This is a genomic window from Paenibacillus sp. 1-8 (assembly GCF_056316205.1).
Genome location: NZ_CM149995.1, coordinates 2,069,940 through 2,092,391, shown reverse-complemented (window position 1 = coordinate 2,092,391; position 22,452 = coordinate 2,069,940). Strand labels below are relative to the sequence as shown.

The following is a 22,452-nucleotide window of genomic DNA, read 5'->3' as shown; positions in this document are numbered from 1 at the left end:
CTTGCATGTTCTGACAAGTTCACCTGGAATCAAATGGCTGCCAGCAAAAAGTCTGTAATTTTGGCGTTCCCCAGGTGACCTTCAGGGAGCGACTTGTTGATGAGATCCGTCAGCTTGTCACTGAACTGGTCTCGGCCTTTGGCTGTTCTGAGCTCATCAGGCTTGGTGTCTGCAAGTAATTGAATAACGATTGGCTTGATACTGATGTCCTTGATTTTTTCAAAAGATTCCTTTGCTTTGGCATCGTTTAATTGAAAAGCAAGATTCATCTGGACAATATAATCAGCGTCTGCCAGATTGGTTTTGATACCAGTAATTTCAGAACTCACTTCCACCAATTCATCTGCTGACAGTCGGGGAAGCTGTTCTGCTTGAGCGGCTTGCGCATTTGGAGTGGCTTCCGACTTTTTCCCGCTAAGCGCTGGTACAAGTACAAAGGCCGCACCTGCAATCAAAGTAATCGCGAGTAAAATTGTAATGAGCCATGGCAGCATCTTTTTCATTCGTCTTCCTCCATTTGTTGCACTTTTATCGTGGCGGCATGTATGCCGATTTCACGGCTGTAACCCTTGATCAAGGAGACGACATCTGCCGCTTTTTCCAATACAATCAACCGTTTCCCCGTCACTAAAGTGACGTATGTATCCGGCGTTTCCTCCACAGTCTCAATGAGCAGAGCATTAAGCCACATAGGCGAGCCGTTCAGCCGCGTTAACGGAATCATCGTAACACCAACCTCCTGATAGGTACGGGGGAGCCTTTACTCCCCCGCGTTTAGATGCGATTAACGTTTCAAGTTTACAACTTCCTGTAGCACTTCATCCGAGGTCGTAATGATACGCGAGTTCGCCTGGAAACCGCGCTGAGCTACGATCATTTCGGTAAATTCACCTGTCAAATCGACGTTGGACATTTCCAGCTGACCCGCGATAATAGCGCCCCGGCCCTCCGAATTAGCTACTCCAGGCTCAAGTGCATCAATGTTGGAGTTAACCGTGGTACGGTACAAGCTACCTCCGATTTTCTCCAAGCCTTCGGGGTTTGTCACTCTGGCTATACCAATTTGCGTGCCATTGTCTACGGTGCCATCATCCAATTGCTGTACAATCGTACCGTCCTGCGAGATAGAGAACGATGTCACATTGTCAGCCAGTGTGATTGGATCTCCACCCGCATCTCCTACGAAAAAGCCATCTGAGGTAACCAAATTCCGGTTTGCGTCCACGTGAAAATCACCCGCGCGAGTCAGATAAGGAACTTCCTGTGCATCATTCATTTTGACCAGGAAAAATCCGTCACCGTTAATCCGCAAATCTGTCGGATTGTTCGTAGTCATGGCACTACCTGGAAGATGAAGTGTATCAATCGAACTGACCGATACCCCTAAACCGACCTGCTTGGCATTTTGTCCCGCAGTAGTCGTTCCGTCCGGCGCACTTGCGCCCGAACTCGTTTGGCTCAAAATATCCTTGAACATGACACGGCTGGACTTGAAGCCTGTTGTATTTACGTTTGCAATGTTGTTACCGATAACGTCCAGCTTTGTTTGAAAGCCCTTCATACCCGATACACCCGAATACATTGATCTCAACATTGAGTATAAATCCTCCTCTGAATGCTTGCTCGATTAACCGCATCAGTCGATCCGCGGCTTCTTCATGGCTTTCCTGCTCGGGCCAGCCACTTCTTGCTAAATTTTCTATGAAATAATAACGGCACTATCAATTTGCGTAAATACGTTATCCTGCATGGATTGCTTATCCATCGCGGTAACTACTGTCCGGTTGGGCACACTTACGATCAACGCCATATCCTGCATTAAAATCAATGATTCCTTGGCGCCTTTGGCAGCTGCTTTATCCACAGCGGAGTTAATCTTCGCCATCTGGTCACTTCTCAGCTCTATCCCCCGCTGCTCCAAACGCTTTGCTGCATGATTGCTCAGCTTGAGTACTTGATCCTGCAACACCTGTCCGAATGGCCTACCATCCTTCGGTACCGGATTTACCCGGTTCTGCGAGATTGCTGCCGGAGGAACATTGGCGGGAAAAAGACGTCCGACCGTTATCCGGTCATTCATGTGTCTCACCACCTCCAGTAGAGGAAGAAGTTGTAGTATCCGATGTCCCTGCCGAGGAAGCCGCTGTTTGAGCCTGGCTTACCGATGTCACATCTTTCAGGGCTACCTCTGACTTTCCGATTTTGGCATACTGTACACCGTCACGAATAACGATGGAATCCACGATTCCACTTTTCACCGCACCTGCGCCCGTTTCACCCGTAATTGAATCCTTCTTACCTGCCTCGATCCAGCTGACTTCTTTTCCAATCAAACCGGAGGATATTCCTAAAGACTGTCCCAACGTATTCAACTGGGTAGAAATGTTCATCAACTGCTCCACGGAAGAAAATTGCGCCATTTGCGCGATAAATTCCTTATCTTCCAGAGGCTGCATTGGGTCCTGGTTTTGGAGCTGGGTAATCAAAATTTTCAAAAATTGGTCCTTACCCATCGTTTTGGTATCCTTGGCGCTTGCCGTTTTGACGTTATTCACGTTGTAATTCGGCCAGACGTTACTGGTGGATACATTATTGTCCGCAGTCGTCATTGTGTTCTCACCTCCATGCTACGCTTGTGCTGTAAAGGAGCCTGTCCGATTTACATCATCTGTGCGTTGTTCTGCTGTCCAGTTGCGGAGTTCTTCCGCCATTTCAGCTACCTTTAGAGCATCATCGGCTTCTTCTCTGCTCCGCGTCTTGGAACGTTGCTCGGATTGTTGCTGCTGATTTGCACCTGATCCACGGCCATCCTGATACATATGGGAAGAAAGTGATTCATTTTGCGTTACTTCCACCTTATCTACCTGAATTCCCTGACTTTGAAGACTTGCACGCAGCTGTGACATTTGCTGTTCGAGCAAATCTTTAGCTCCGCTGTGCTCAGTCATGAACTGGGCAACCAAGTGCCCATTCTGCATCGTCAGTTTGACTTCAAGCTGTCCCAAATGATCTGGACGAAGCATAATAGTCGCTTCTGTTAATCCAGAATGCTTCACGATATCCAGCTTTTGCACTACAAAGTCCGTCATTTCCTTAGCAAATTGTCGCACATGTACGACAGGCTGCGCCGGAGCCGAAGGAGTTGTGCCTTGCGTCTGCACCGAAAGCTGGCCTGCGGTCGTAATCACAGGAGTTTGACTGTCGGTCGCTGCTGGATCAGCCTGCTCGGTTACGTCCACTACTGCACCAGTTTCATCCGTTGGAGTTGCTTTAACTGCGGCTTGAACATGAACATTAGCTGATGAACGTTGTCCTTCTGCACCTTGCTGGTTTGTCCCGCCTTGACTCGTCTGCTGCTCAGTAGCAACAACCTGTTTATCTGTAGAAACAGCCGTTAATGTCTGAGTGCCATTCGCCCGATTCGTGGAAGGCTGAACTGCTTGTGAATCTGCGCCATCAGCAAGCTCCACAGCTTTCAGTACGCCGGTCCACTGCTCATCGGAAATAGCTCCCGTACCAGCTGTCGTATTTTGAAGCGATTGTAGCAACTGTGTAATCTGGGCCTTTTGGTCTCCCGTAGCCTGATTCACTACATTTGCAAGCTGTGACAAAGCATCCTGTAATGCAAACCGAATGGTAGCCGGATGTGCTGCCAAAGCCGTTAAGCCTGTCGCCGCATTCGTTTCCCCACCGTCTGTTTGCTCCTGTGCACCACCGTCACCTTGTAATAACTGCTGTACTTGCTGGACCCACGATTGCAGAGCTGCGAACAAGGCTGGGTCAGACGCTACCTGATCATCCAACTTTTCAAGGTTTTGCAGCAATGGAGCCAACGTCTCAACAAGCGGCTCTGTTGAAGCTTCTGTCGATTCTCCGGCAGTAATCAGCGGCATTACCATAACTAATGGAGATTTCCCAGCATCTGTGCTTGTAGAGCCCGTTTGCCCGCCAGTCATCATTTGCGTAAGCGTCTGATTAAAAGCACCGCCTGTGGCTCCTGCTGCTGCCGTCCCTGCTGTTGAGGTTGTCGCTGTACTAGCTGTGCTACCAGCCGTCTGACTGGAACTGCTGAGAGATACACTTTGAGAAATAAGTGTCATTTATTTTTTCACCTCCCTTCATTCAAATCACTTGCTGCCCATCAGCTTGTTTAAAATTTTCGCCGTTTGTGCAGCGTCCTTCGCAGACATATTTTGCAGTAAAGAAGCACGTGTCGAATCATCTACTGTATTTAATATGTTTAATGCCTTGTCCGGACTGATTTTGTAAGTTTGTAAAATCAGTTCGGCACCGCTCTTCTTGTCCATGGAAGCAAATGTGCTGCTAATTTGAGTGTTTTGCAGACTTTTGCTCGTTGTCCCCGCTGTAGTGCTTTGATCCTTTTTCAAACGGGACTGCAACGCAGCCACCGACAAATCAGTAGATGGTGTTACGTTTTTCAGAGCCATCGTGATATCGGCTGCTTTTTTAGCATCCATCTTTTGCAAGATCTTCGCACTGTTCGCTGGGTCCATGTAGCTTAGCAGTTGTACCGTTTCTTCGGTGGTCAAGTTTTCCATAATCGGTGCTGCCTTACTTGCCGTCATTCCTTCATACATGGAAGCAAGGTCTCTGGCCTGTTTTACATATGGGTCTTCATTCGCTGTTCCGCTCGCCGCCTGTGTACCCGTCTGTCCCTGCTGACTGACCTGCGACTGTTGTTGCGTTTGCGTTTGTAGTGTATTGACCTGATTTTGCAGTTCTGTAACCTTTTTATCCTGAGTTGTTCTGGCAGCGGTAGCCTTTTTGAGTTCCTCCGTCTGCTTGGCCAAATCCGCCTTAAGCTGCTGGATGGTTGCTTCAGAGCTTACGGACTGGGCTTTCTGATCTGCCTCTTTGCTCTTGGCAACCTTGTCTTTCGGTTCGGGAATCCAATTCTTCACAATTGGAATCTTGTTTCCCAATGAAATCATTTCACTTCTGAAATCCACGTTGAACAGCGTAAGCAGGACCCCGACCAGAACGATTGTAAAAACAATCGGAATCAGGAAAAACATAAACCGTTCAAATCCCCCACCTGACTCTTTTTCCAAATCCATATCCAGTTCATTTTCTGCTAAATTCCGTGCCATCGTCTTCCTCCTCAGGCAGCTGATATGCGCATCCTGTGACTTTCCGCTTACCGGGCTTTCATGGCAAATCTCACGGAAGCCATTTCATCCAGCTCGTTCTGCTCGCGCAGGAGCATTTCCTGTTGGAATTTCACGTTGGCCTTCTCTCTCGCTTTCAGCCAAACTTGTTCATCCAGCATTTTATCGGTCAAAACGGTTTGTTTACTTTGCACATTTTGCTGCGCATATTGAACGTCCCTATGCTTGCGTGTGATACATTGATCCAGATGATTGACATAAGCCTGTAATTCCTGAATGGTAGAGAGCGGCGCGCAATCCTCGGCAGCCTTTTGAATGGCTGATATGACCCGATTCCTTTCGCCTACAAGCTGTATCAATGTCTGCTCCTCAGCCTGCAATTGTCCGACAGCACTGGAAAGCAACCATTCGGCCTGCGACTTTTCGTTGGTTTTCAAGTCTACAACTTTCTGAAAGGAATACTGAAATCTCATCGTTCAACCTTCATCTCCTCGTAAATTCAGAAATCAAACGCTTACGTACCTCGTCCAGCTCAGCCTTTTCATCCGTTCTTTGCCTTGTAAAATCCCATATATCCCGTATACGCTCCATGGATTCGTCAATTTCTGCATTCGAACCCTGCTGATAAGCCCCGATGTTAATCAGGTCCTCTGAATCTTTATAAACCGCCATCAGGCGCTTAATATTTTCGGCAGCGTCAATCTGATCTCGTGGTGCAATGTCCTTCATGACCCGGCTAATGCTGGCTAACACGTCAATCGCAGGAAAATGTCCCTTATTCGCAATTCCCCGGTTGAGCACAATGTGTCCATCCAAGATCCCGCGCACCGCATCCGCGATGGGTTCATTCATGTCGTCACCATCAACAAGTACCGTATAAAAGGCGGTTATAGAGCCGGTTGGCCCGGTTCCCGCACGTTCCAGCAACTTGGGCAAACTGGCGAATACGGAAGGGGTATAACCCCTCATCGCTGGTGGCTCCCCGACAGCCAGTCCTACTTCGCGCTGCGCCATTGCATACCGGGTAACCGAGTCCATCATCAGCATGACGTTCAAGCCGCGATCCCGAAAGTATTCAGCGATCGTCGTTGCAATAAGCGCACCCTTAATGCGGATCAATGCAGGTTGGTCGGAAGTCGCTACGATGACTACTGAACGTTCAAGCCCTTCCGGACCCAAATCCCGTTCAATAAAGTCCAGCACCTCGCGTCCACGCTCTCCGATCAGAGCGATTACGTTCACATCTGCTTCCGTATTGCGGGCAATCATTCCCATCAGGGTACTCTTACCTACACCAGAGCCTGCGAAAATACCGACCCGCTGTCCTTTACCGATAGTAAGCAATCCATCAATGGCCCGTACACCGATACTGATCGGTTCCTGTACACGCGGGCGACTCAGTGGATTGGATGGAATGTTGAAGGTAGAGTATCTCGCCATCCGTGAGGGAATCAACGAACCGTCCAGCGGTTGGCCCAAACCGTCCAGCACTTTGCCCAACAGCTCCGATCCCACCTGTACGTTCAATGGCTTCCCTGTTCCTACGACATCACAACCGGGTCCAATGGATTGCAGTTCCCCAAGCGGCATCAAAAGTACCTTATTGTCTCTAAAGCCTACGACCTCCGCTTGCAGTGGCTTAGCCGTTTTACCCGGATAAATGTAACAGACATCCCCTATACTGGCGTCCGGACCTTCCGACTCCACCATCAAACCGATAACCTGTGTCACCTTGCCGTTTACCCGAACCGGGTCCAGTTGTCGCAAATGATCCATGTAGCGCTGCGCATTAAGCCCCTTCATGTCTTCGCTCCTCGTTCTCGTGTGCCAGACGCAGCAATTCCTTTTTGATCTCAGCCAGCTGTGTATCTATCCGCGCATCCACACTTCCAAAGGAAGAACGAATGACACAGCCGCGATCCTTCACAGTACCATCAGGAATAATTTGCAGTTCTGCCTGCGAATCGACAGTTAATGACAATTCTTCACGCGCTCCTTGCACAAATGCGAAATGCTGTGGCGACACACACAACGTAATTGTTCCTTTTTCCCGCTTACGAGCCAGATTATTACGAATGAGCTCAATTGTATATTCCGGCTCTATGCTAAGCTGTTTTTCAATGACTTTCTCAGCAATAGCACTACTCAGCTCGACCAGAAAAGGCTCAGCCTCCTGAATCAGTTGTTCCTTGGTCTCATAAGCCTGACGCAAAATATCCTGCGCCTCTACCATCATCTGTTCCGATTTCGCCTGAAGCTCAGCCTCAGCCAATTTCTGACCTTCCTCATAGCCTTGCTGAAATCCGTCAGCCTTTAAGGACTCTGTTAACTGCTCGTCCTGCTCACGGCGTTCCTGCCACCAACCTTCGATCTGCTGCTGCGCCTCCTGAAGCATCCGTTCCGCTTCTTCAGCCGCCTCACGAACCTGCCGTTCAGCAAAATCCTTGGCATCATTCAGCATTTCATCCCGGAGCCGTTCAGTCTCGTAATCTCTCTGTGGTTCCGGCTCCATATGTTCAGTTGTGACTTCCTCTTCCGACGTTTCAGGCGCATACGAATGTGCCACATCAATGGTTTTCAAAGCTTCAACAGGCACATATTGGAAAGATTTGATCAAGTTAGACAATGATGTCATCTCCTCCGCCGCGTGCGATTATAATCTCACCGGCCTCTTCCAATCTGCGGATCGTCGATACGATGCGAGTCTGCGCTTCTTCCACATCACGCAGCCGTACCGGTCCCATATACTCCATTTCCTCTTTGAAGGTTTCTGCCATCCGTTTCGACATATTTCGGAAAATCACATCGCGAACTTCTTCGCTGGACACTTTAAGCGCCAACTGCAAATCGGCATTGTCGATATCGCGGATAATACGTTGAATGGAACGGTTGTCCACATTGACGATATCCTCGAATATAAACATTCTTTTCTTGATTTCTTCGGCCAGTTCAGGGTCCTGAATTTCAAGCGAGTCGAGAATCGTACGCTCGGTTCCTCGGTCTACGCCATTCAAAATCTGAACAATGGACTCAATACCGCCCGCATTCGTGTAATCCTGTGTCGCGGTTGCCGACAGCTTTTGCTCCAGCACACGTTCCACTTGTGAAATAACTTCCGGCGAAGTGCTGTCCATTACAGCGACACGTCTGGCCACATCAGCCTGCTTTTCCTGTGGCAGGGACGACAGAATCGCTGCCGCCTGCTCAAATTGCAAGTACGAGAGCACGAGAGCAATCGTCTGTGGATTTTCATTTTGTATAAAGTTTAAAATCTGGTTCGGATCAGCTTTGCGGGCAAAATCGAACGGTCTCACCTGCAACGTCGCCGTCAGACGGTTAATGACCTCAACTGCTTTTTGTGACCCGAGTGCCTTTTCCAATATCTCTTTGGCATAATTGATGCCGCCTTGGGAAATGTACTCCTGAGCCAAACAAATTTGATGAAACTCAGCCATAATCGAATCTTTTTCCGTTGCATCAACCTTCCTCACATTGGCGATTTCCAATGTAAGTTGCTCAATCTCTTCATCACGCAAATGCTTGAATATTTGAGCAGATACCTCCGGCCCCATCGTGATTAGCAGAATTGCCGCTTTTTGTCTTCCCGTTAAACCTTGACTGCTTGCCTTTGCCAATGAACTCACCTCTATTCGTCAGCCAGCCATGTACGAAGCAGATTGACGAATTCGTCGGGTTTCTTTTTCGCCAGACTCTCAAGCTGTTTACGCACTTGACTTTCATTTGTCACACTTTCCATGGTAATGGACGGGAACTCCGTCGGAGTTGGCATAAGTTGCAGATCTTCTTCCAGTTCTTCTTCCTGCTGCTTACGACGACCGCGTACAATCAGGAAGATTACACCTGCCAACAGTGCCAGTACAGCAGCCCCGATGCCCCATACCCAAGGGTTGGAAGCCGAGAAAAACGTGTTGGTGTTCGCTGGCGCCGGTACGGTTTGAGAGAACACTGAAACTTTTTTGGCTAAATCAGCGTCTGTAATAGTAACGCCGGAATTCGCTAATGAAGCTCTTACGATATTAACCAAGATGTTTTGGATTGCGGCCTGAGTTGCAGCATCCAAAGTTTGCTGCCCCGTTGGTGGTTCAACTGCTACATTAATGGTTAAATCTTTTACAGTGTACGGACTTTGGATAATATCCTTCGCAATTCGGTTAACTTCGTAGTTAATTGTGCTTGAGCTCTTGTCTGAGCTTGTGTTGCCCGAATTGCTTCCTCCAGGGTAACCAGGTACATCCTGCGTTCCTGTGCCTGCGACTCCTCCGGTTTGTCCACTGCTGCCAGTGTAGCTTTCCTGAATTTGCTGGGCGCTGATTTCAATGCCCTTCATTTTCGTTTGATCAACCGGTGTGACCAGTTGTTCTTTCGACGTTACTTTGTCGAAATTTAACTGTGACATAACTAGCACATTCACTTTGTCTTCGCCAACAATTTTCGACAAAAATTGTTGGACATTATTCCTTACATCGCTCTCAAACTTCTTCTGCAGAGCCATGTTTTCCTGAACACCGCTGGAGAGACCTCCCTGGCCGCCCTTGGCCGTTGGAATCAGTTCATACTCCTTATTGGTGATCGTAATGTTTTCTACAGGCAAATTCGGCACAGCCGTTTTTACCAGATTAAAGTATCCGTCGATGGCTTGCTGATTTGGCGTAAAACCAGGTTCGAATTCCATTTGAACCGAAGCAGAAGCTTTGTCCTTTTCTTCAAGTCCGGCAAAAATGTTTTCCTTCGGCATATTAATGACAGCTTTGGAGCTTTGGACACCATCCATCCGTTCCAACAGTTGCTGCACTTCGCCGTTCAATGCGTTATTGTACTTCACATTGAACTCGTTCTCCGTCATGCCAATTGCCGAGGAGGACTGGTCAAAGGTACTCATGCCGATTGAACCCTTCTGAATTAGGCCCTGAGACCCAACATCTACCTTTGCCTTATCCGCGTTTGCGGTTGGGACTGCGATTTGCGTCCCGCCATCATTGAGCTGATACGGTATACCCGCAGAATCGAGATATTTAATGACCCCGGCAGCATCGTTTGCGTTTAAATCCCGGAAAGCCACTTCATACTCGGTTTTGGTAAACTGCATCGTTAGCACTACAATGGCAATGATGATGAATGCCAATGTCGAAACAAGTAATATCTTTTGTTTTTTGCTGAAATTATTCCAATACCCGGAAATCTTATCCCGATATTGGGCGATTCTCTCGTTCACTCCGTCACCCCATCCGAAACTTTGCTAGACCCTCTTTACATCTGTGTACGCATGATCTCCTGATAGGCTTCAATCGCTTTGTTTCGGACCTGAGTAGTAAGCTGCAGGGAAAGCAGCGCTTGTTGGGATGTGATCATGACCTGATCAACATCAACTTTTCCTGCCATGAACTGGTCGGACATCGTGTGTGTAGCGGCTTCCTGCTGCCCCACTTCATTGAGCGCATCCTTTAGGAACGAACCAAAATCCTTCAAGGATTCGGAAGGTGTTGATTTCGTCAACTCATTGTTAGGTGATTGAATTTGCTGTATTACCGGTGTCTGTACATTAAACATGGCGTTCTGGATCATGTTTTACTCTCCCTATTCTGTAGTTAGTAGTCCTGGAACTTAGCGACCGATTTCAAGTGCCTTGGAAACCATTGCCTTAGATGCATTCAGAGCTGTTACATTGGCTTCGTAAGAGCGTGTTGCGGAAATCATGTCTACCATTTCTTTCATAATGTCTACATTAGGCATATATACATAGCCATCTTTATCAGCATCCGGGTGACCCGGATTGTACACAGGCTTCAAAGGTGACTGATCTTCCTGTATTTGCGAAACCTTGACGCCAGTGGCGCCCGTGCCATTTCCTTCCATTCGAGCCCGCAAAACATCGGCAAACCGAGATTGGTTAGGCTCCAAAACAACCGTTTTTCTTCGATATGGAACCGCTTGTCCATTCTCCACTTTTGCCCGGGTTGTCTCTGCGTTGGCAATGTTGCTTGATATGACATCCATCCGCAACCTTTGGGCCGTAAGAGCAGATGCGCTGATATCAAAGCCGTTGTTAATCTTCACCTGATCCTATCTCCCTTCTACCGCTGTTCTCATCATTTTGATGCGTTCATTAATTTCTTGGATGTAGGTATTATATCTCAGTTGGTTCTCAGCCATAAGGCTCATTTCTCTGTCGATATCCACGTTATTCATATTGTTGTTCATGACAGAATACCCATCTTTGGTAACCACAGCATCTGGAATGGAGTTCGCAGGTCCTATTTGAAAATGTTTCGCATTGGTTACTTTTCCACGTAATGGTGTCACGTCGCCACCCATTTGCTGCTGAAGCAATTCTTCAAATGAAACCTCTGAACGCTTAAAATACGGGGTATCGTTATTGGAAATGTTGTCAGCGATCACACGTTGTCTCGTATTCGCCGCCTGTACACCTGCCTGAAGCTTTTGAAAGCTCATATCACCCAGCAGATTCATTTAGCTCCTCCCTTCCAGCGTCTACTCCAAAGTAAGATTCAATAAAACAAGATTTTTCACTTTTTTTCGACAATTAAATTTCATAATTATACATTTCTCTTAGGTCTTAAGTAGAAAATAATTGCTTTGCGTCATATATTCTAAGTTTCGTAGAGTTGGGACCTAATTACAATAAGAAAAAAGCCCTATCTTTTTTAAAAAAGAGGGCTTTCGATGCATAAAATGTTAAATTTTTCAGGTTTTTTTCAATAAAACGGACGTTTTCTTAGCACTTTGCGCCTGTAAAAGATTATACGTCCTACTTTTGGAATAGACAGACAAATCATCAAAGGGACGTTCATCTAGGTCTATATGACGGTGCAAGATAGTGTTATTCTAGACAACGCATCCTATTTTAAAAGCTCCCACTCATAAAATATACTGACTAAGGTCCCTGTTTTGGGCAATATCACCCAGCTTCTCCCGAACATATTCCGGGGTAATGATCATGCGGTCCAAAGTAAGCTCCGGAGCCTCGAAGGACAAATCCTCCAACAACTTCTCCAAAATGGTATGCAAGCGGCGCGCACCGATGTTTTCCGTGTTCCGGTTTACAGACTCGGCAATGCTGGCAATTTCACGGATAGCTTCCGCCGAAAATTCCACTTCAATCTCTTCGGTACGGAGCAAATCCGTGTATTGCTTGGTCAGCGCATTTTTGGGCTCTGTCAAAATGGATACAAATTCATCCAATGTGAGACTGCTCAGTTCGACACGGATCGGGAAACGCCCCTGTAGTTCGGGAATCAGATCAGAAGGCTTAGCAACATGAAAAGCCCCAGCGGCGATAAACAGAATATAATCTGTCCTTACCGGGCCGTATTTAGTCATAATGGTAGAACCCTCGACAATAGGCAAAATATCGCGCTGGACACCTTCTCTAGACACATCAGGACCACTGCCCTTGCCTTGGCTGGCAATCTTGTCGATTTCATCAATAAAAATAATACCGGATTGTTCGGCACGCTTCACGGACTCCTGAATGACATCATCCATGTCGATCAGCTTGGCAGCCTCATCCTGAATTAGCACCTTACGGGCTTCCTTCACCGGCAGCTTGCGCTTTTTGGTCCGCTTTGGCAGAAAACTTCCGAACATTTCCTGCATGTTCATGCCCATTTGCTCATTTCCCTGCCCAGCAAACATATCCAGCATATTGGGTGCGGTGTCCTCCACATCAATCTCAATCACTTCATCCTCAAGCTTGCCGGACAACAGATCGAATTTAGCCTTACGCCGTTTCTCTGCCAAGGATGTGTCCTGTTCTGGGGGTTCTTCCTCTACCGAATTCCCGGTGTTATTGCCAAACAGCATTTCAAAAGGGTTACGTTGAGATTTATTTGATTTCTCAGCAGGTACAAGAATACTGACAATCCGTTCATTCGCCATGTCCTCGGCTTTGTCCTTCACATTCTCTGTCCGCTCCGCTTTAACGATGCGAATCGAGGTTTCCATCAAGTCACGCACCATGGATTCCACATCCCGGCCGACATAACCCACCTCTGTAAATTTAGTCGCCTCTACCTTAACAAAAGGAGCTCCCACGAGCCGGGCCAGTCTGCGTGCAATTTCGGTTTTACCCACGCCCGTCGGACCGATCATCAAAATATTTTTGGGCACAATTTCGTCCCGGATATCGTCCGGCAGCTTGCTGCGCCGATAACGGTTGCGCAAGGCAACGGCAACGGATTTTTTAGCCTGCTTCTGTCCGACAATATATTTATCCAGCTCGGATACAACTTGTCTGGGCGTCAACGATTGATTATTCATTTTGCACTCCTCCACCCTTGAATACTCAGAGCCGATTTACAGTTCTTCCACGATAATCTGATTGTTCGTATACACGCATATCTCCGAGGCAACCTCCAGCGCTTCCCGGGCCATATCCTTTGCCTCCATGCCGGAGCCATGACGCTTGAATGCGCGCGCCGCCGCCAATGCAAAATTACCGCCTGAGCCGATCGCAAGCACATCATCGTCCGGCTCGATAATTTCACCGCCCCCAGAAATGAGTAGCATTCCGGATTGATCCATAACAATCATCAAAGCCTCCAGCTTACGCAGGATACGGTCCTGCCGCCAGTCCTTAGCCAGTTCCACCGCGGCCCGCTGAAGATTGCCGTGATGTTCCTCCAGCTTGTTTTCAAACTTTTCAAACAATGTGATGGCATCCGCCACTGAACCGGCAAAACCTGCGACCACCTGACCACGGTATAATCTGCGTACTTTTTTCGCCGTCTGCTTCATGACGACACTGTTACCGAACGTTACCTGACCATCACCGGCAATAGCTCCCTTGCCATTGTGGCGTACAGCACAGATGGTGGTAGCATGAAAGGACATATCCATAACGCGCTCCTCCTTTTCCTTCATCCTTATGACTGTACTTCGGCTGGCATAACTTCCGCTTCGTTAATATAACCACGCAAGCTTTCCAACGCACGGTTAGCAAGCGCTTCGTTCTTTTCCTTCTTGTTGCGGATACGCGTCTCCAGCTTTGGCAGCAGACCAAAGTTCGCATTCATCGGCTGAAAATGCTTGAAATCTGCGGTTGTGATGTAGCGGGCCATGCTGCCCAGTGTCGTTTCCGCAGGAAATACAAACATTTCTTGTCCACGCGCCGCACGCGCTGCATTCATCCCCGCCAGCAAACCCGAGGCCGCAGATTCTACGTACCCCTCTACTCCAGTCATTTGTCCGGCAAAGAACAAATTACTTCTGCCTTTGAACTGATAGGTCGGATAAAGCTGCTGTGGGGAATTAATAAAGGTGTTGCGATGCATCACGCCATAACGTACAAACTCTGCATTTTCTAGGCCCGGTATCATAGAAAATACGCGCTTTTGCTCTCCCCATTTAAGATGAGTCTGGAAGCCAACCAGGTTGTACAGTGTACCCGCCGCATTATCCTGACGAAGCTGCACAACGGCATATGGCAGCTCTCCTGTATGTGGGTTCACGAGACCGACTGGTTTCATCGGCCCAAACAATGCCGTCTGCTTACCGCGTTGCATCATCACTTCAATGGGCATACAGCCTTCGAAATAAATTTCTTTTTCGAATTCCTTAACTTGTGCCACCTCAGCCGTAATCAGCGCCTCATAAAAAGCGTCAAATTCCGCTTCATTCATCGGACAGTTCAAGTAAGCTGCTTCTCCCTTATCATAGCGGGAAGCCAGATAAACCTTGCTCATGTCGATAGAGTCCTTCTCCACAATCGGGGCCGCCGCATCGTAAAAGTAAAAATACTCTTCTCCCATCAGCGATTTAATCTGTTCCGACAAAGCCAGAGAAGTTAAAGGCCCGGTAGCAATGACCACGATCCCATCCTGTGGAATTTCCTGAAGCTCCTCATTGACAACCTCAATAAGCGGATGTTGATGAAGAGTATCTGTAATATGGCCGGAAAATCCATCACGATCCACTGCCAGTGCACCACCAGCCGGAACAGCATGACGATCTGCGGCATTCAAAATCAAGGAGTTCAATATTCTCATTTCTTCCTTCAGCACACCTACCGCGTTAGTCAAGCCGTTAGCCCGTAAAGAATTGCTGCACACCAGCTCGGCAAATTTATCTGTATGATGCGCCGGTGTTTTAACAACCGGTCTCATTTCATATAACTTGACAGGCACACCACGGCTTGCAATCTGCCAGGCAGCTTCGCTGCCCGCCAAACCTGCTCCGATGACCGTTACCTTTTGTAGTTCACTCACGTTTAAATCCCCCTGCTATTGTTGTTCTTATGAAGTCTCTACACCCTCGTCGCTATCTTCCAGCATTTCACTGTGATCGCAGACGGTACAGTTGAGCTTCGTTCCTTGTTTGGTACGTTTTTCGACCATTAGGCTACCACAGCTTGGACAAGGCTTAATGGACGGTTTATCCCAGGATACAAAATCGCATTCCGGATAACGGTCACATCCATAAAAGATACGTCCTTTTTTACTCCGCCGTTCCACAACATGGCCCTCACCACATGTAGGACAATTTATTCCGATATCCTTGACAATCGGCTTCGTATTACGGCAATCCGGGAATGCCGAGCAGGCCAGAAATTTACCAAAGCGGCCAAGCTTATACACCATCGGGCTGCCACATTTGTCACAAATGACATCGGATTCTTCATCCTTTATCTCAATTTCCTTCATTTCTTCCTCTGCCACTTCCAGACGCTTCTCAAACGACTCGTAAAAATCACTCAAGACCTTGACCCAGTCTCCTTCGCCTTCTTCTACGTGGTCAAGATCACCTTCCATATTGGCCGTAAATTCCACGTTCAGAATTTCAGGAAAGAATTCCTCCATCTGCTCGATGACCAGTTCCCCCAGCTCTGTAGGAAAGAACTTCTTCTCTTCAATGGCGACATAGCCACGCTTCTGAATAGTTTCCAGTGTCGGTGCATACGTACTCGGACGTCCGATACCCAGTTCTTCCAGCGTTTTCACCAGTCGTGCCTCTGTATAACGGGGAGGCGGTTGCGTGAAATGCTGCTTCGGCTCAACCGATTCCTTTTTCAGCTTGTCGCCCGGTTTAAGCGGCGGCAGCAGCCTATCTTCTTCAGTTTTGCCATCGTCATTCCCCTCCACATACACTTTCATGAAGCCTGGAAAACGAACCTTCGAGCCGGCTGCCCGGAATATAGTCTCACCCGCTTCGATATCAACGGACAAGGTATCCATAATAGCGGAAGCCATCTGGCTGGCCATAAAACGCTCCCATACCAGTTTGTACAAACGGAACTGATCCCGGCTCATAAACGGCTTAACCGTTTCCGGGTCACGCAACGCGGAGGTTGGACGAATCGCTTCATGCGCATCCTGGGCATTGGCCGCTTTTTTGGAATATTGACGAGGACTTTCAGGTACAAAAGCTTCGCCATATTTCTGAATAATGAATTCCTTCGCTTCCTCTTGGGCCGAAACGGCTATTCGTGTGGAATCCGTACGCATATACGTAATCAGACCCACGGTTCCTTCTTTGCCCAAGTCCACACCCTCATACAACTGCTGGGCCACGGACATCGTTTTGGATGCACGGAAGTTGAGTTTCCGAGCCGCCTCTTGCTGCAAGGAGCTAGTTGTGAATGGTGGAGAAGGATTGCGCAAACGCTCTTTCTCTTTCACATCACGGACCTTGTAAGACGACTTGCCGATAGCCTCCAGCACTTCTTGTACATCCGCTTCGCTGGAGAGCTCTTTCTTTTCGCCACGAAGCTGATGGAATTTCGCCTCAAAGGTACTGTCCTTAATCGCCAGTTTAGCTGTGATCGTCCAATACTCTTCCGGTACAAACTCATTAATCTCGTTTTCCCGGTCCAGGATAATTTTCACGGCAACCGACTGCACGCGCCCTGCGGACAAGCCCTTCTTTACCTTTTTCCAAAGCAATGGACTGATTTTGTAGCCGACAAGCCGATCAAGGATCCGCCGTGCCTGTTGGGCATTGACTAAATCCATATTGATTTTGCGTGGTGTTTTAAAAGCATCCTTGACGGCCTGCTTTGTGATCTCATTAAATACAACGCGGCAGTCTGCTGTATCGTCCAGATCCAGCGCATGCGCCAAATGCCAAGCGATAGCTTCGCCTTCGCGATCCGGGTCAGCCGCCAGATATACTTTTTTTACTTTTTTTCTGGCATCCTTTAATTCTTTCAAAATCGAGCCTTTACCTCGAATGGTAATGTATTTGGGATTAAAATCATTTTCGACCTCTACGCCGATCTGACTCTTTGGCAAATCCCTGATATGACCCATGGAAGCCTTGACGATATATTTACTGCCCAAGTATTTGCCGATCGTCTTCGCCTTGGAAGGCGATTCCACGATGACGAGTGAATCCGCCATAGGCTCTTCCTCCTCTCATTTACGTACAATTACTACATTAAGGATTTGCAAAATCAACTATTAAATAAGTTTGTATTTTGTACCCGCAAGCTGGGCGATCCTTTTTTTTATGATTAACGATAACAGAACTGAGTGTAAAAGTCCAAAATCCCATGCAGTTGCTTCAAGCAGTTCATCCAGTGTCATGGTTCCTTGCTCCAGTAAAAGCATGACACGCTTTTCCTCGGGTGTCTCACTCGCTGGTGCTTTGGAGACCCCATTCACATCCAGACCCTGCTCTCTATTGTATGAAGAAACATCCCTTATGCGCAAATCGGCCACGTACTCCTCTACAATATCCGAAGCTTCGGTGACCGTTTTAGCGCCTTGCTTAATCAGGCTTAACGTACCTCTACTCTTCGGTGATGTAATTGGCCCCGGAACGGCGAACACATCTCGATCCGCCTCCAACGCAGCATCGGCTGTAATTAGGGAACCACTTCTTACATCTGCTTCCACGACAACGGTTCCCCGTGTCAGACCGGCAATGATCCGGTTACGCTGCGGAAACATTCCCGGATGCGATCTGGTGCCTGGTGGATATTCCGATACAATCAACCCTTTGCTCACCATCTCTGCAAATAAAGATGCATTTTGGGGCGGGTAAACTTGATCAATCGCCGTTCCAAGCACCCCAATCGTATTGCCTCCCCGGCGCAGAGCAGCTTCGTGGCAAATACTGTCGATTCCTCTCGCCAATCCACTGACCACTGTAATGCCCGCATCACACAATCCCTCTGTCAGCATTTCGGCCGCTCTGCGTCCATAAGCCGTAGGAATGCGGGTCCCCACCATAGCTACAGAGCATGTATGCAAAAGTGAATTGTCCCCTTTCGTATACAATACCCAAGGCGCGTCAACCGTTTCCTTCATTAATAGGGGATAATCTTCATCCACATAAGTAATCACTCCGATATCGCCGGATCGAACCCGCTGATATCTTTCATGTACCCAATCTTCATCGTAACGCTGCACCGCTATGCGGGCCTGAGCGGGACTTAATCCTATCTCAATCCATTTCTGCTCGCTAAAATGCAGCAGTTCATGCAGTCGGTAGTCACTCGACCAAATACGCTGAATTGTTCTTCTACCGATCCCCTCTAATTCATGCAAACCCAGCAAAAGCCATCTTTCTTCCAAACTGTGGTTCCTCCGTTCACGGGAAGAGTGAACCCTCCCTTATTTTGTGGCACAACGTATCATTTTGCAAGCGTTTCCCTGATAAGCCTGTCCTAACGCAAAAAAAAGCAACCTTTTCATCCCCTGTTAAGAAGACAAAAAGGTTGCTTACCTTTCTTTCATTATACACTAGCAGGCGGCAAATTTCGATGCCATTTTACAGCTTGTATATTAATGAAGAAACACGATTTAATGTGTCGTACACAAATTCAAAATACCACGTGCTTCCAGCACACTGACCAGCGTCGAGCCCATCTCGGAAGGAGTCGGTGCCACCTTGATACCACAGGCTTCAAGCGTAGCGATTTTCTCCTTGGCCGTTCCTTTTCCGCCGGAAATGATGGCGCCTGCATGCCCCATCCGTTTGCCCGGAGGCGCAGTCACACCGCCGATAAAACCGACCACCGGTTTCGTCATATTGTCTCGAATCCACTCGGCAGCTTCCTCCTCGGCCGTACCGCCGATTTCTCCGATCAGAATGACAGCATGCGTGTTAGGATCTTCATTGAAGCGCTGCAAAATATCAATAAATTCCGAGCCCTTAACCGGATCACCGCCGATACCAACCGCGGAGGATTGTCCGATGCCCCGGGTAGTTAGCTGATGCACCGCTTCATAGGTCAGCGTTCCGCTACGTGACACAACACCTACATGACCCGGTAGATGAATGTAACCCGGCATGATGCCAATTTTGCACTCTCCCGGTGTAATTACGCCCGGGCAGTTAGGGCCGATCAGAACGGTCTTTTTACCTTCCATAAAGCGTTTGACCTTGATCATATCAAGCACCGGAATACCCTCGGTTATACAAATGACGAGGTCTAATTCTGCATCTACAGCCTCCAAAATGGAATCCGCAGCAAAAGCAGGCGGCACATAAATAACACTCGCTGTCGCGCCTGTAGCAGCCTTCGCTTCGCTCACCGTATTAAACACGGGCAACTTGACCTGTTGTCCGTTCTCCAGCGTAATTTCCACCTCGGTGCCGCCCTTGCCTGGAGAGGTGCCTCCTACCATCTGTGTGCCATAATCAAGCGCACCCTTGGCGTGGAATAACGCCGTTTTTCCCGTAATCCCCTGTGTAATCACCTTTGTATGCTTATCGACCAAAATACTCACGATCTTCACATCCCCTATCGTTTATTCGGCATATCGGAATGCAAACAGGCTATTGAACAAGTTCGACGATTTTCTGGGCACCGTCCGCCATGGAATCAGCCGCCACGATATTCAAACCGGATTCCGCCAAAATCTGTTTACCCAACTCGACATTCGTGCCTTCGAGACGGACAACGAGCGGACGGGTCAGCCCCAATTGCTTGGCAGCCTCCACCACACCGTTCGCAATGATGTCGCACTGCATAATTCCGCCGAAAATGTTCACAAAAATGCCTTCTACCTTCGAATCGGACAAAATGATTTTGAACGCTTCGGTTACCTTTTCCGTCGTCGCACCGCCCCCTACGTCCAGGAAGTTGGCCGGATCGCCGCCGTAATATTTGATAATGTCCATCGTCGCCATGGCAAGACCTGCGCCGTTGACCATACACCCAATATTTCCGTCCAATGCGATGTAGCTCAGATCGTATTTGGAAGCTTCTATTTCTTTCTCGTCCTCTTCGTCCAAATCACGCAGCTCCAAGATATCCTTGTGGCGGAATAACGCATTCGAGTCGAAATTCAGTTTGGCGTCCAACGCCAGCACATTCCCGTCACCTGTAACGACCAGCGGATTGATCTCTGCAATCGAACAATCCTTGTCCACAAAAGCTTCATAGAGCGCCTGCATGAACTTAACCGCCTTGTTTACCAGCTCATTGGGGATGTTAATGTCATAAGCCAGCTTACGAGCCTGATATACCTGAAGCCCAATTGCCGGATCTACAACCGCTTTAAAAATTTTCTCCGGAGTAGCCGCAGCTACCTCTTCGATTTCCGTACCGCCTTCTTCTGAGGCCATGATCACGACACGTCCGGTCGCACGATCCACAACAACACCGACGTAATACTCTTTACGAATATCGCAGCCTTCCTCTACCAAAAGGCGTTTAACCTCTTTGCCTTCAGGTCCGGTCTGATGTGTCACCAGCACCTTACCCAAAATTTCAGAAGCATAAGTACGCACTTCATCCAAGCTTTTGGCCACCTTCACACCGCCCGCTTTACCACGTCCACCGGCATGAATTTGCGCCTTTACCACCGTAACAGCGCTTCCAAGCGATTCTGCTGCAGCAACGGCTTCCTCCACCGTATAGGCAACCTTACCGTTCGGTACAGCCACTCCGTACTGCTTCAATACTTCTTTACCCTGATATTCATGGATATTCATTCTGGAATCCTCCTATCAACATGACTGCAACAAGGGCGGTTCACAAGGAAATCTATACTAAACCTACATCATTGTAACATGTTTTTAAAACGCTTTCCTTATAATTTAACGTTATGAATTACAGTATTTTGATATCATTATCATTCCCAAAATCGAATGTTTGGATATTAATGGATATTTATTTGGATAGAATACAAACAAAAAAGCACCTCTTCAAGTTCGGGATTTATTAAATCCGTATGAGAGGTACTTCAGTTCATTCGATCATTCCTTCATCCGGTTACAGGCGGCTACATAACAATAAGATTCATAAAAGTAACCGGAAATGCCTACTATGATTTTTCAACCTGTACATTCGCTTTGTGAACTCGATCCAGCAGATCATTGAACTGAGACAGGAGCGAGCCAAATTGATCGTGGGTCATGCTTGTTTTTTCTTGAATACATCCCGGGATAGATAGCGCTTTTTCCCGCAATGTACTCCCTTCAGGAGTCAAGGAAATCAGCACCTTACGCTCATCCTGAGTCGAACGCTTCCGGTTAATGAGTCCGGCATTCTGCAATCTTTTCAATAACGGGGTCAGTGTGCCTGAGTCCAGATACAACGCCTCGCCTAATTCCTTCACCGTACATTCCTCGCGCTCCCACAGCACAATGAGCACCAAATACTGTGAGTATGTCACACCGAGCTTTTCCAGATAAGGCTGGTAAAGCTTCGTAATCTCTCTGGAGCACGCATATATAGCAAAGCATAACTGATTATCAAGTTTTAATACTGCACCTTCATTATGATTGTTGTTGTCCATGCTGTCAGATCACCCGCTTTCGTCATTATCTTAGCACATTATATAATAAAAAGCATGATAATTGCACAAAATACTTTACAAATAATAATTATTTTGATAAATTAAATTGTATGAAATATAAATTGAGCGAGAGGCAGTGATTGAATTATGATGACCATTCAACAAAAAATGTATGAAACAACAGTGAAAGCAGTTGGAGGACGTAGTGGTTATGTCGAGTCTTCTTCCCCTGAACTTCGTTTAAATATTGATACACCCAAAGAAATGGGCGGTGCAGGTGGCGCGGGTACGAATCCGGAGCAATTGTTTGCAGCAGGCTATTCAGCGTGTTTTGACAGTGCTTTGAATATGGTTGCCCGCATGCAGCATATTAAACATGAAGGTACCGAAGTAACAGCAACGGTCAATTTCGGTAAAGTTGAAGACGGCGGCTTCGGAATCGGAGTGAACCTTGATATTCTGGTGAAAGGCGTTGACGCTGAAACAGCGGTAAAATTGGCAGAAGGCGCACATGAACAGTGTCCTTACTCCCGCGCTACCCGCGGTAATATCGAAGTGAAACTGAACGTGCTTTAATACAGAATTATATAAAAAAT

24 protein-coding genes are annotated in these 22,452 nt (G+C 47.7%); 1 reads left to right on the top strand and 23 read right to left on the bottom strand.

Annotated features, from left to right (window positions below):
* Nucleotides 1–29: 29 nt before the first annotated feature.
* From AC0WRU_RS09795 to AC0WRU_RS09685, 23 genes are all read right to left on the bottom strand, one after another.
* Nucleotides 30–503, bottom strand: coding sequence for a flagellar basal body-associated FliL family protein (locus AC0WRU_RS09795; protein WP_025684933.1), 474 nt, complete (start codon nucleotides 501–503; stop codon nucleotides 30–32).
* Entirely contained in the window at nucleotides 500–724 is a 225-nt protein-coding gene (locus AC0WRU_RS09790; protein ID WP_014281086.1) for a flagellar FlbD family protein, read from the bottom strand. Before AC0WRU_RS09790 ends, AC0WRU_RS09795 begins: the two co-directional genes overlap by 4 nt.
* Nucleotides 725–784: 60 nt before the next feature.
* Nucleotides 785–1,594: a flagellar basal body rod protein FlgG gene (flgG, locus tag AC0WRU_RS09785; protein WP_134910131.1), complete on the bottom strand. Its 810-nt coding sequence runs from the start codon at nucleotides 1,592–1,594 to the stop codon at nucleotides 785–787.
* 105 nt (nucleotides 1,595–1,699) lie between these two features.
* On the bottom strand, nucleotides 1,700–2,080 hold the full coding sequence (locus tag AC0WRU_RS09780) for a TIGR02530 family flagellar biosynthesis protein (RefSeq protein WP_134910133.1): 381 nt from the start codon (nucleotides 2,078–2,080) through the stop codon (nucleotides 1,700–1,702).
* Nucleotides 2,073–2,609, bottom strand: a complete 537-nt coding sequence (locus tag AC0WRU_RS09775) for a flagellar hook capping FlgD N-terminal domain-containing protein (RefSeq protein WP_476128135.1) — start codon at nucleotides 2,607–2,609, stop codon at nucleotides 2,073–2,075. The genes AC0WRU_RS09780 and AC0WRU_RS09775 overlap by 8 nt, the downstream gene beginning before the upstream one ends.
* Before the next feature lie 18 nt (nucleotides 2,610–2,627).
* Entirely contained in the window at nucleotides 2,628–4,100 is a 1,473-nt protein-coding gene (locus tag AC0WRU_RS09770; RefSeq protein ID WP_134910137.1) for a flagellar hook-length control protein FliK, read from the bottom strand.
* A gap of 27 nt (nucleotides 4,101–4,127) precedes the next feature.
* A complete protein-coding gene (locus tag AC0WRU_RS09765; RefSeq protein ID WP_476128134.1) occupies nucleotides 4,128–5,111 on the bottom strand; it encodes a magnesium transporter MgtE N-terminal domain-containing protein in 984 nt (327 codons plus the stop codon).
* 47 nt (nucleotides 5,112–5,158) lie between these two features.
* Nucleotides 5,159–5,602 carry a flagellar export protein FliJ gene (gene fliJ, locus AC0WRU_RS09760; RefSeq protein ID WP_348624965.1) on the bottom strand — a complete coding sequence of 148 codons (444 nt, stop codon included), beginning with the start codon at nucleotides 5,600–5,602 and terminating at the stop codon, nucleotides 5,159–5,161.
* Between the two features lie 10 nt (nucleotides 5,603–5,612).
* Entirely contained in the window at nucleotides 5,613–6,932 is a 1,320-nt protein-coding gene (fliI, locus tag AC0WRU_RS09755) for a flagellar protein export ATPase FliI (RefSeq protein WP_025684926.1), read from the bottom strand.
* Nucleotides 6,919–7,755: a FliH/SctL family protein gene (locus AC0WRU_RS09750; protein ID WP_476128133.1), complete on the bottom strand. Its 837-nt coding sequence runs from the start codon at nucleotides 7,753–7,755 to the stop codon at nucleotides 6,919–6,921. The genes fliI and AC0WRU_RS09750 overlap by 14 nt, the downstream gene beginning before the upstream one ends.
* Entirely contained in the window at nucleotides 7,748–8,764 is a 1,017-nt protein-coding gene (gene fliG / locus AC0WRU_RS09745) for a flagellar motor switch protein FliG (RefSeq protein WP_476128132.1), read from the bottom strand. The genes AC0WRU_RS09750 and fliG overlap by 8 nt, the downstream gene beginning before the upstream one ends.
* A gap of 11 nt (nucleotides 8,765–8,775) precedes the next feature.
* Complete coding sequence (gene fliF / locus AC0WRU_RS09740; RefSeq protein ID WP_476128131.1) at nucleotides 8,776–10,362, bottom strand: flagellar basal-body MS-ring/collar protein FliF; 1,587 nt, start codon at nucleotides 10,360–10,362, stop codon at nucleotides 8,776–8,778.
* Nucleotides 10,363–10,397: 35 nt separating this feature from the next.
* Complete coding sequence (fliE, locus tag AC0WRU_RS09735) at nucleotides 10,398–10,712, bottom strand: flagellar hook-basal body complex protein FliE (RefSeq protein WP_025684922.1); 315 nt, start codon at nucleotides 10,710–10,712, stop codon at nucleotides 10,398–10,400.
* 39 nt (nucleotides 10,713–10,751) lie between these two features.
* Nucleotides 10,752–11,204, bottom strand: coding sequence for a flagellar basal body rod protein FlgC (gene flgC, locus AC0WRU_RS09730; protein WP_025684921.1), 453 nt, complete (start codon nucleotides 11,202–11,204; stop codon nucleotides 10,752–10,754).
* Nucleotides 11,205–11,210: 6 nt separating this feature from the next.
* Entirely contained in the window at nucleotides 11,211–11,618 is a 408-nt protein-coding gene (flgB, locus tag AC0WRU_RS09725) for a flagellar basal body rod protein FlgB (protein ID WP_476128130.1), read from the bottom strand.
* Between the two features lie 408 nt (nucleotides 11,619–12,026).
* Nucleotides 12,027–13,427 (bottom strand): ATP-dependent protease ATPase subunit HslU, encoded by a 1,401-nt coding sequence (gene hslU / locus AC0WRU_RS09720; protein ID WP_476128129.1) that lies wholly within the window; start codon nucleotides 13,425–13,427, stop codon nucleotides 12,027–12,029.
* 36 nt (nucleotides 13,428–13,463) lie between these two features.
* Nucleotides 13,464–14,006 (bottom strand): ATP-dependent protease subunit HslV, encoded by a 543-nt coding sequence (hslV, locus tag AC0WRU_RS09715; RefSeq protein WP_014281071.1) that lies wholly within the window; start codon nucleotides 14,004–14,006, stop codon nucleotides 13,464–13,466.
* Between the two features lie 26 nt (nucleotides 14,007–14,032).
* The gene (gene trmFO, locus AC0WRU_RS09710) at nucleotides 14,033–15,373 is read right to left on the bottom strand and encodes an FADH(2)-oxidizing methylenetetrahydrofolate--tRNA-(uracil(54)-C(5))-methyltransferase TrmFO (protein ID WP_476128128.1); all 1,341 of its coding nucleotides are present in this window, start codon (nucleotides 15,371–15,373) and stop codon (nucleotides 14,033–14,035) included.
* A 27-nt stretch (nucleotides 15,374–15,400) separates the two neighbouring features.
* On the bottom strand, nucleotides 15,401–17,503 hold the full coding sequence (gene topA / locus AC0WRU_RS09705) for a type I DNA topoisomerase (RefSeq protein ID WP_476128127.1): 2,103 nt from the start codon (nucleotides 17,501–17,503) through the stop codon (nucleotides 15,401–15,403).
* 60 nt (nucleotides 17,504–17,563) lie between these two features.
* Entirely contained in the window at nucleotides 17,564–18,682 is a 1,119-nt protein-coding gene (gene dprA / locus AC0WRU_RS09700; protein ID WP_476128126.1) for a DNA-processing protein DprA, read from the bottom strand.
* 228 nt (nucleotides 18,683–18,910) lie between these two features.
* Complete coding sequence (gene sucD / locus AC0WRU_RS09695) at nucleotides 18,911–19,840, bottom strand: succinate--CoA ligase subunit alpha (RefSeq protein ID WP_025684916.1); 930 nt, start codon at nucleotides 19,838–19,840, stop codon at nucleotides 18,911–18,913.
* Nucleotides 19,841–19,889: 49 nt separating this feature from the next.
* Nucleotides 19,890–21,050, bottom strand: a complete 1,161-nt coding sequence (sucC, locus tag AC0WRU_RS09690) for an ADP-forming succinate--CoA ligase subunit beta (RefSeq protein WP_025684915.1) — start codon at nucleotides 21,048–21,050, stop codon at nucleotides 19,890–19,892.
* Nucleotides 21,051–21,382: 332 nt separating this feature from the next.
* A complete protein-coding gene (locus AC0WRU_RS09685) occupies nucleotides 21,383–21,856 on the bottom strand; it encodes a MarR family winged helix-turn-helix transcriptional regulator (protein ID WP_476128125.1) in 474 nt (157 codons plus the stop codon).
* A gap of 147 nt (nucleotides 21,857–22,003) precedes the next feature.
* Between AC0WRU_RS09685 and AC0WRU_RS09680 the strand changes: the two genes are divergently transcribed.
* A complete protein-coding gene (locus AC0WRU_RS09680; protein WP_476128124.1) occupies nucleotides 22,004–22,432 on the top strand; it encodes an organic hydroperoxide resistance protein in 429 nt (142 codons plus the stop codon).
* The last annotated feature ends 20 nt before the right edge of the window (nucleotides 22,433–22,452 follow it).

What these genes read in the sequence shown, in the direction of transcription:
- AC0WRU_RS09795 (WP_025684933.1), bottom strand. Translation starts at nt 503, where the DNA reads ATGAAAAAGATGCTGCCATGGCTCATTACAATTTTACTCGCGATTACT.
- AC0WRU_RS09790 (WP_014281086.1), bottom strand. Translation starts at nt 724, where the DNA reads ATGATTCCGTTAACGCGGCTGAACGGCTCGCCTATGTGGCTTAATGCT.
- flgG (WP_134910131.1), bottom strand. Translation starts at nt 1,594, where the DNA reads ATGTTGAGATCAATGTATTCGGGTGTATCGGGTATGAAGGGCTTTCAA.
- AC0WRU_RS09780 (WP_134910133.1), bottom strand. Translation starts at nt 2,080, where the DNA reads ATGAATGACCGGATAACGGTCGGACGTCTTTTTCCCGCCAATGTTCCT.
- AC0WRU_RS09775 (WP_476128135.1), bottom strand. Translation starts at nt 2,609, where the DNA reads ATGACGACTGCGGACAATAATGTATCCACCAGTAACGTCTGGCCGAAT.
- AC0WRU_RS09770 (WP_134910137.1), bottom strand. Translation starts at nt 4,100, where the DNA reads ATGACACTTATTTCTCAAAGTGTATCTCTCAGCAGTTCCAGTCAGACG.
- AC0WRU_RS09765 (WP_476128134.1), bottom strand. Translation starts at nt 5,111, where the DNA reads ATGGCACGGAATTTAGCAGAAAATGAACTGGATATGGATTTGGAAAAA.
- fliJ (WP_348624965.1), bottom strand. Translation starts at nt 5,602, where the DNA reads ATGAGATTTCAGTATTCCTTTCAGAAAGTTGTAGACTTGAAAACCAAC.
- fliI (WP_025684926.1), bottom strand. Translation starts at nt 6,932, where the DNA reads ATGAAGGGGCTTAATGCGCAGCGCTACATGGATCATTTGCGACAACTG.
- fliE (WP_025684922.1), bottom strand. Translation starts at nt 10,712, where the DNA reads ATGATCCAGAACGCCATGTTTAATGTACAGACACCGGTAATACAGCAA.
- flgB (WP_476128130.1), bottom strand. Translation starts at nt 11,618, where the DNA reads ATGAATCTGCTGGGTGATATGAGCTTTCAAAAGCTTCAGGCAGGTGTA.
- hslU (WP_476128129.1), bottom strand. Translation starts at nt 13,427, where the DNA reads ATGAATAATCAATCGTTGACGCCCAGACAAGTTGTATCCGAGCTGGAT.
- hslV (WP_014281071.1), bottom strand. Translation starts at nt 14,006, where the DNA reads ATGGATATGTCCTTTCATGCTACCACCATCTGTGCTGTACGCCACAAT.
- topA (WP_476128127.1), bottom strand. Translation starts at nt 17,503, where the DNA reads ATGGCGGATTCACTCGTCATCGTGGAATCGCCTTCCAAGGCGAAGACG.
- sucC (WP_025684915.1), bottom strand. Translation starts at nt 21,050, where the DNA reads ATGAATATCCATGAATATCAGGGTAAAGAAGTATTGAAGCAGTACGGA.
- AC0WRU_RS09685 (WP_476128125.1), bottom strand. Translation starts at nt 21,856, where the DNA reads ATGGACAACAACAATCATAATGAAGGTGCAGTATTAAAACTTGATAAT.
- AC0WRU_RS09680 (WP_476128124.1), top strand. Translation starts at nt 22,004, where the DNA reads ATGATGACCATTCAACAAAAAATGTATGAAACAACAGTGAAAGCAGTT.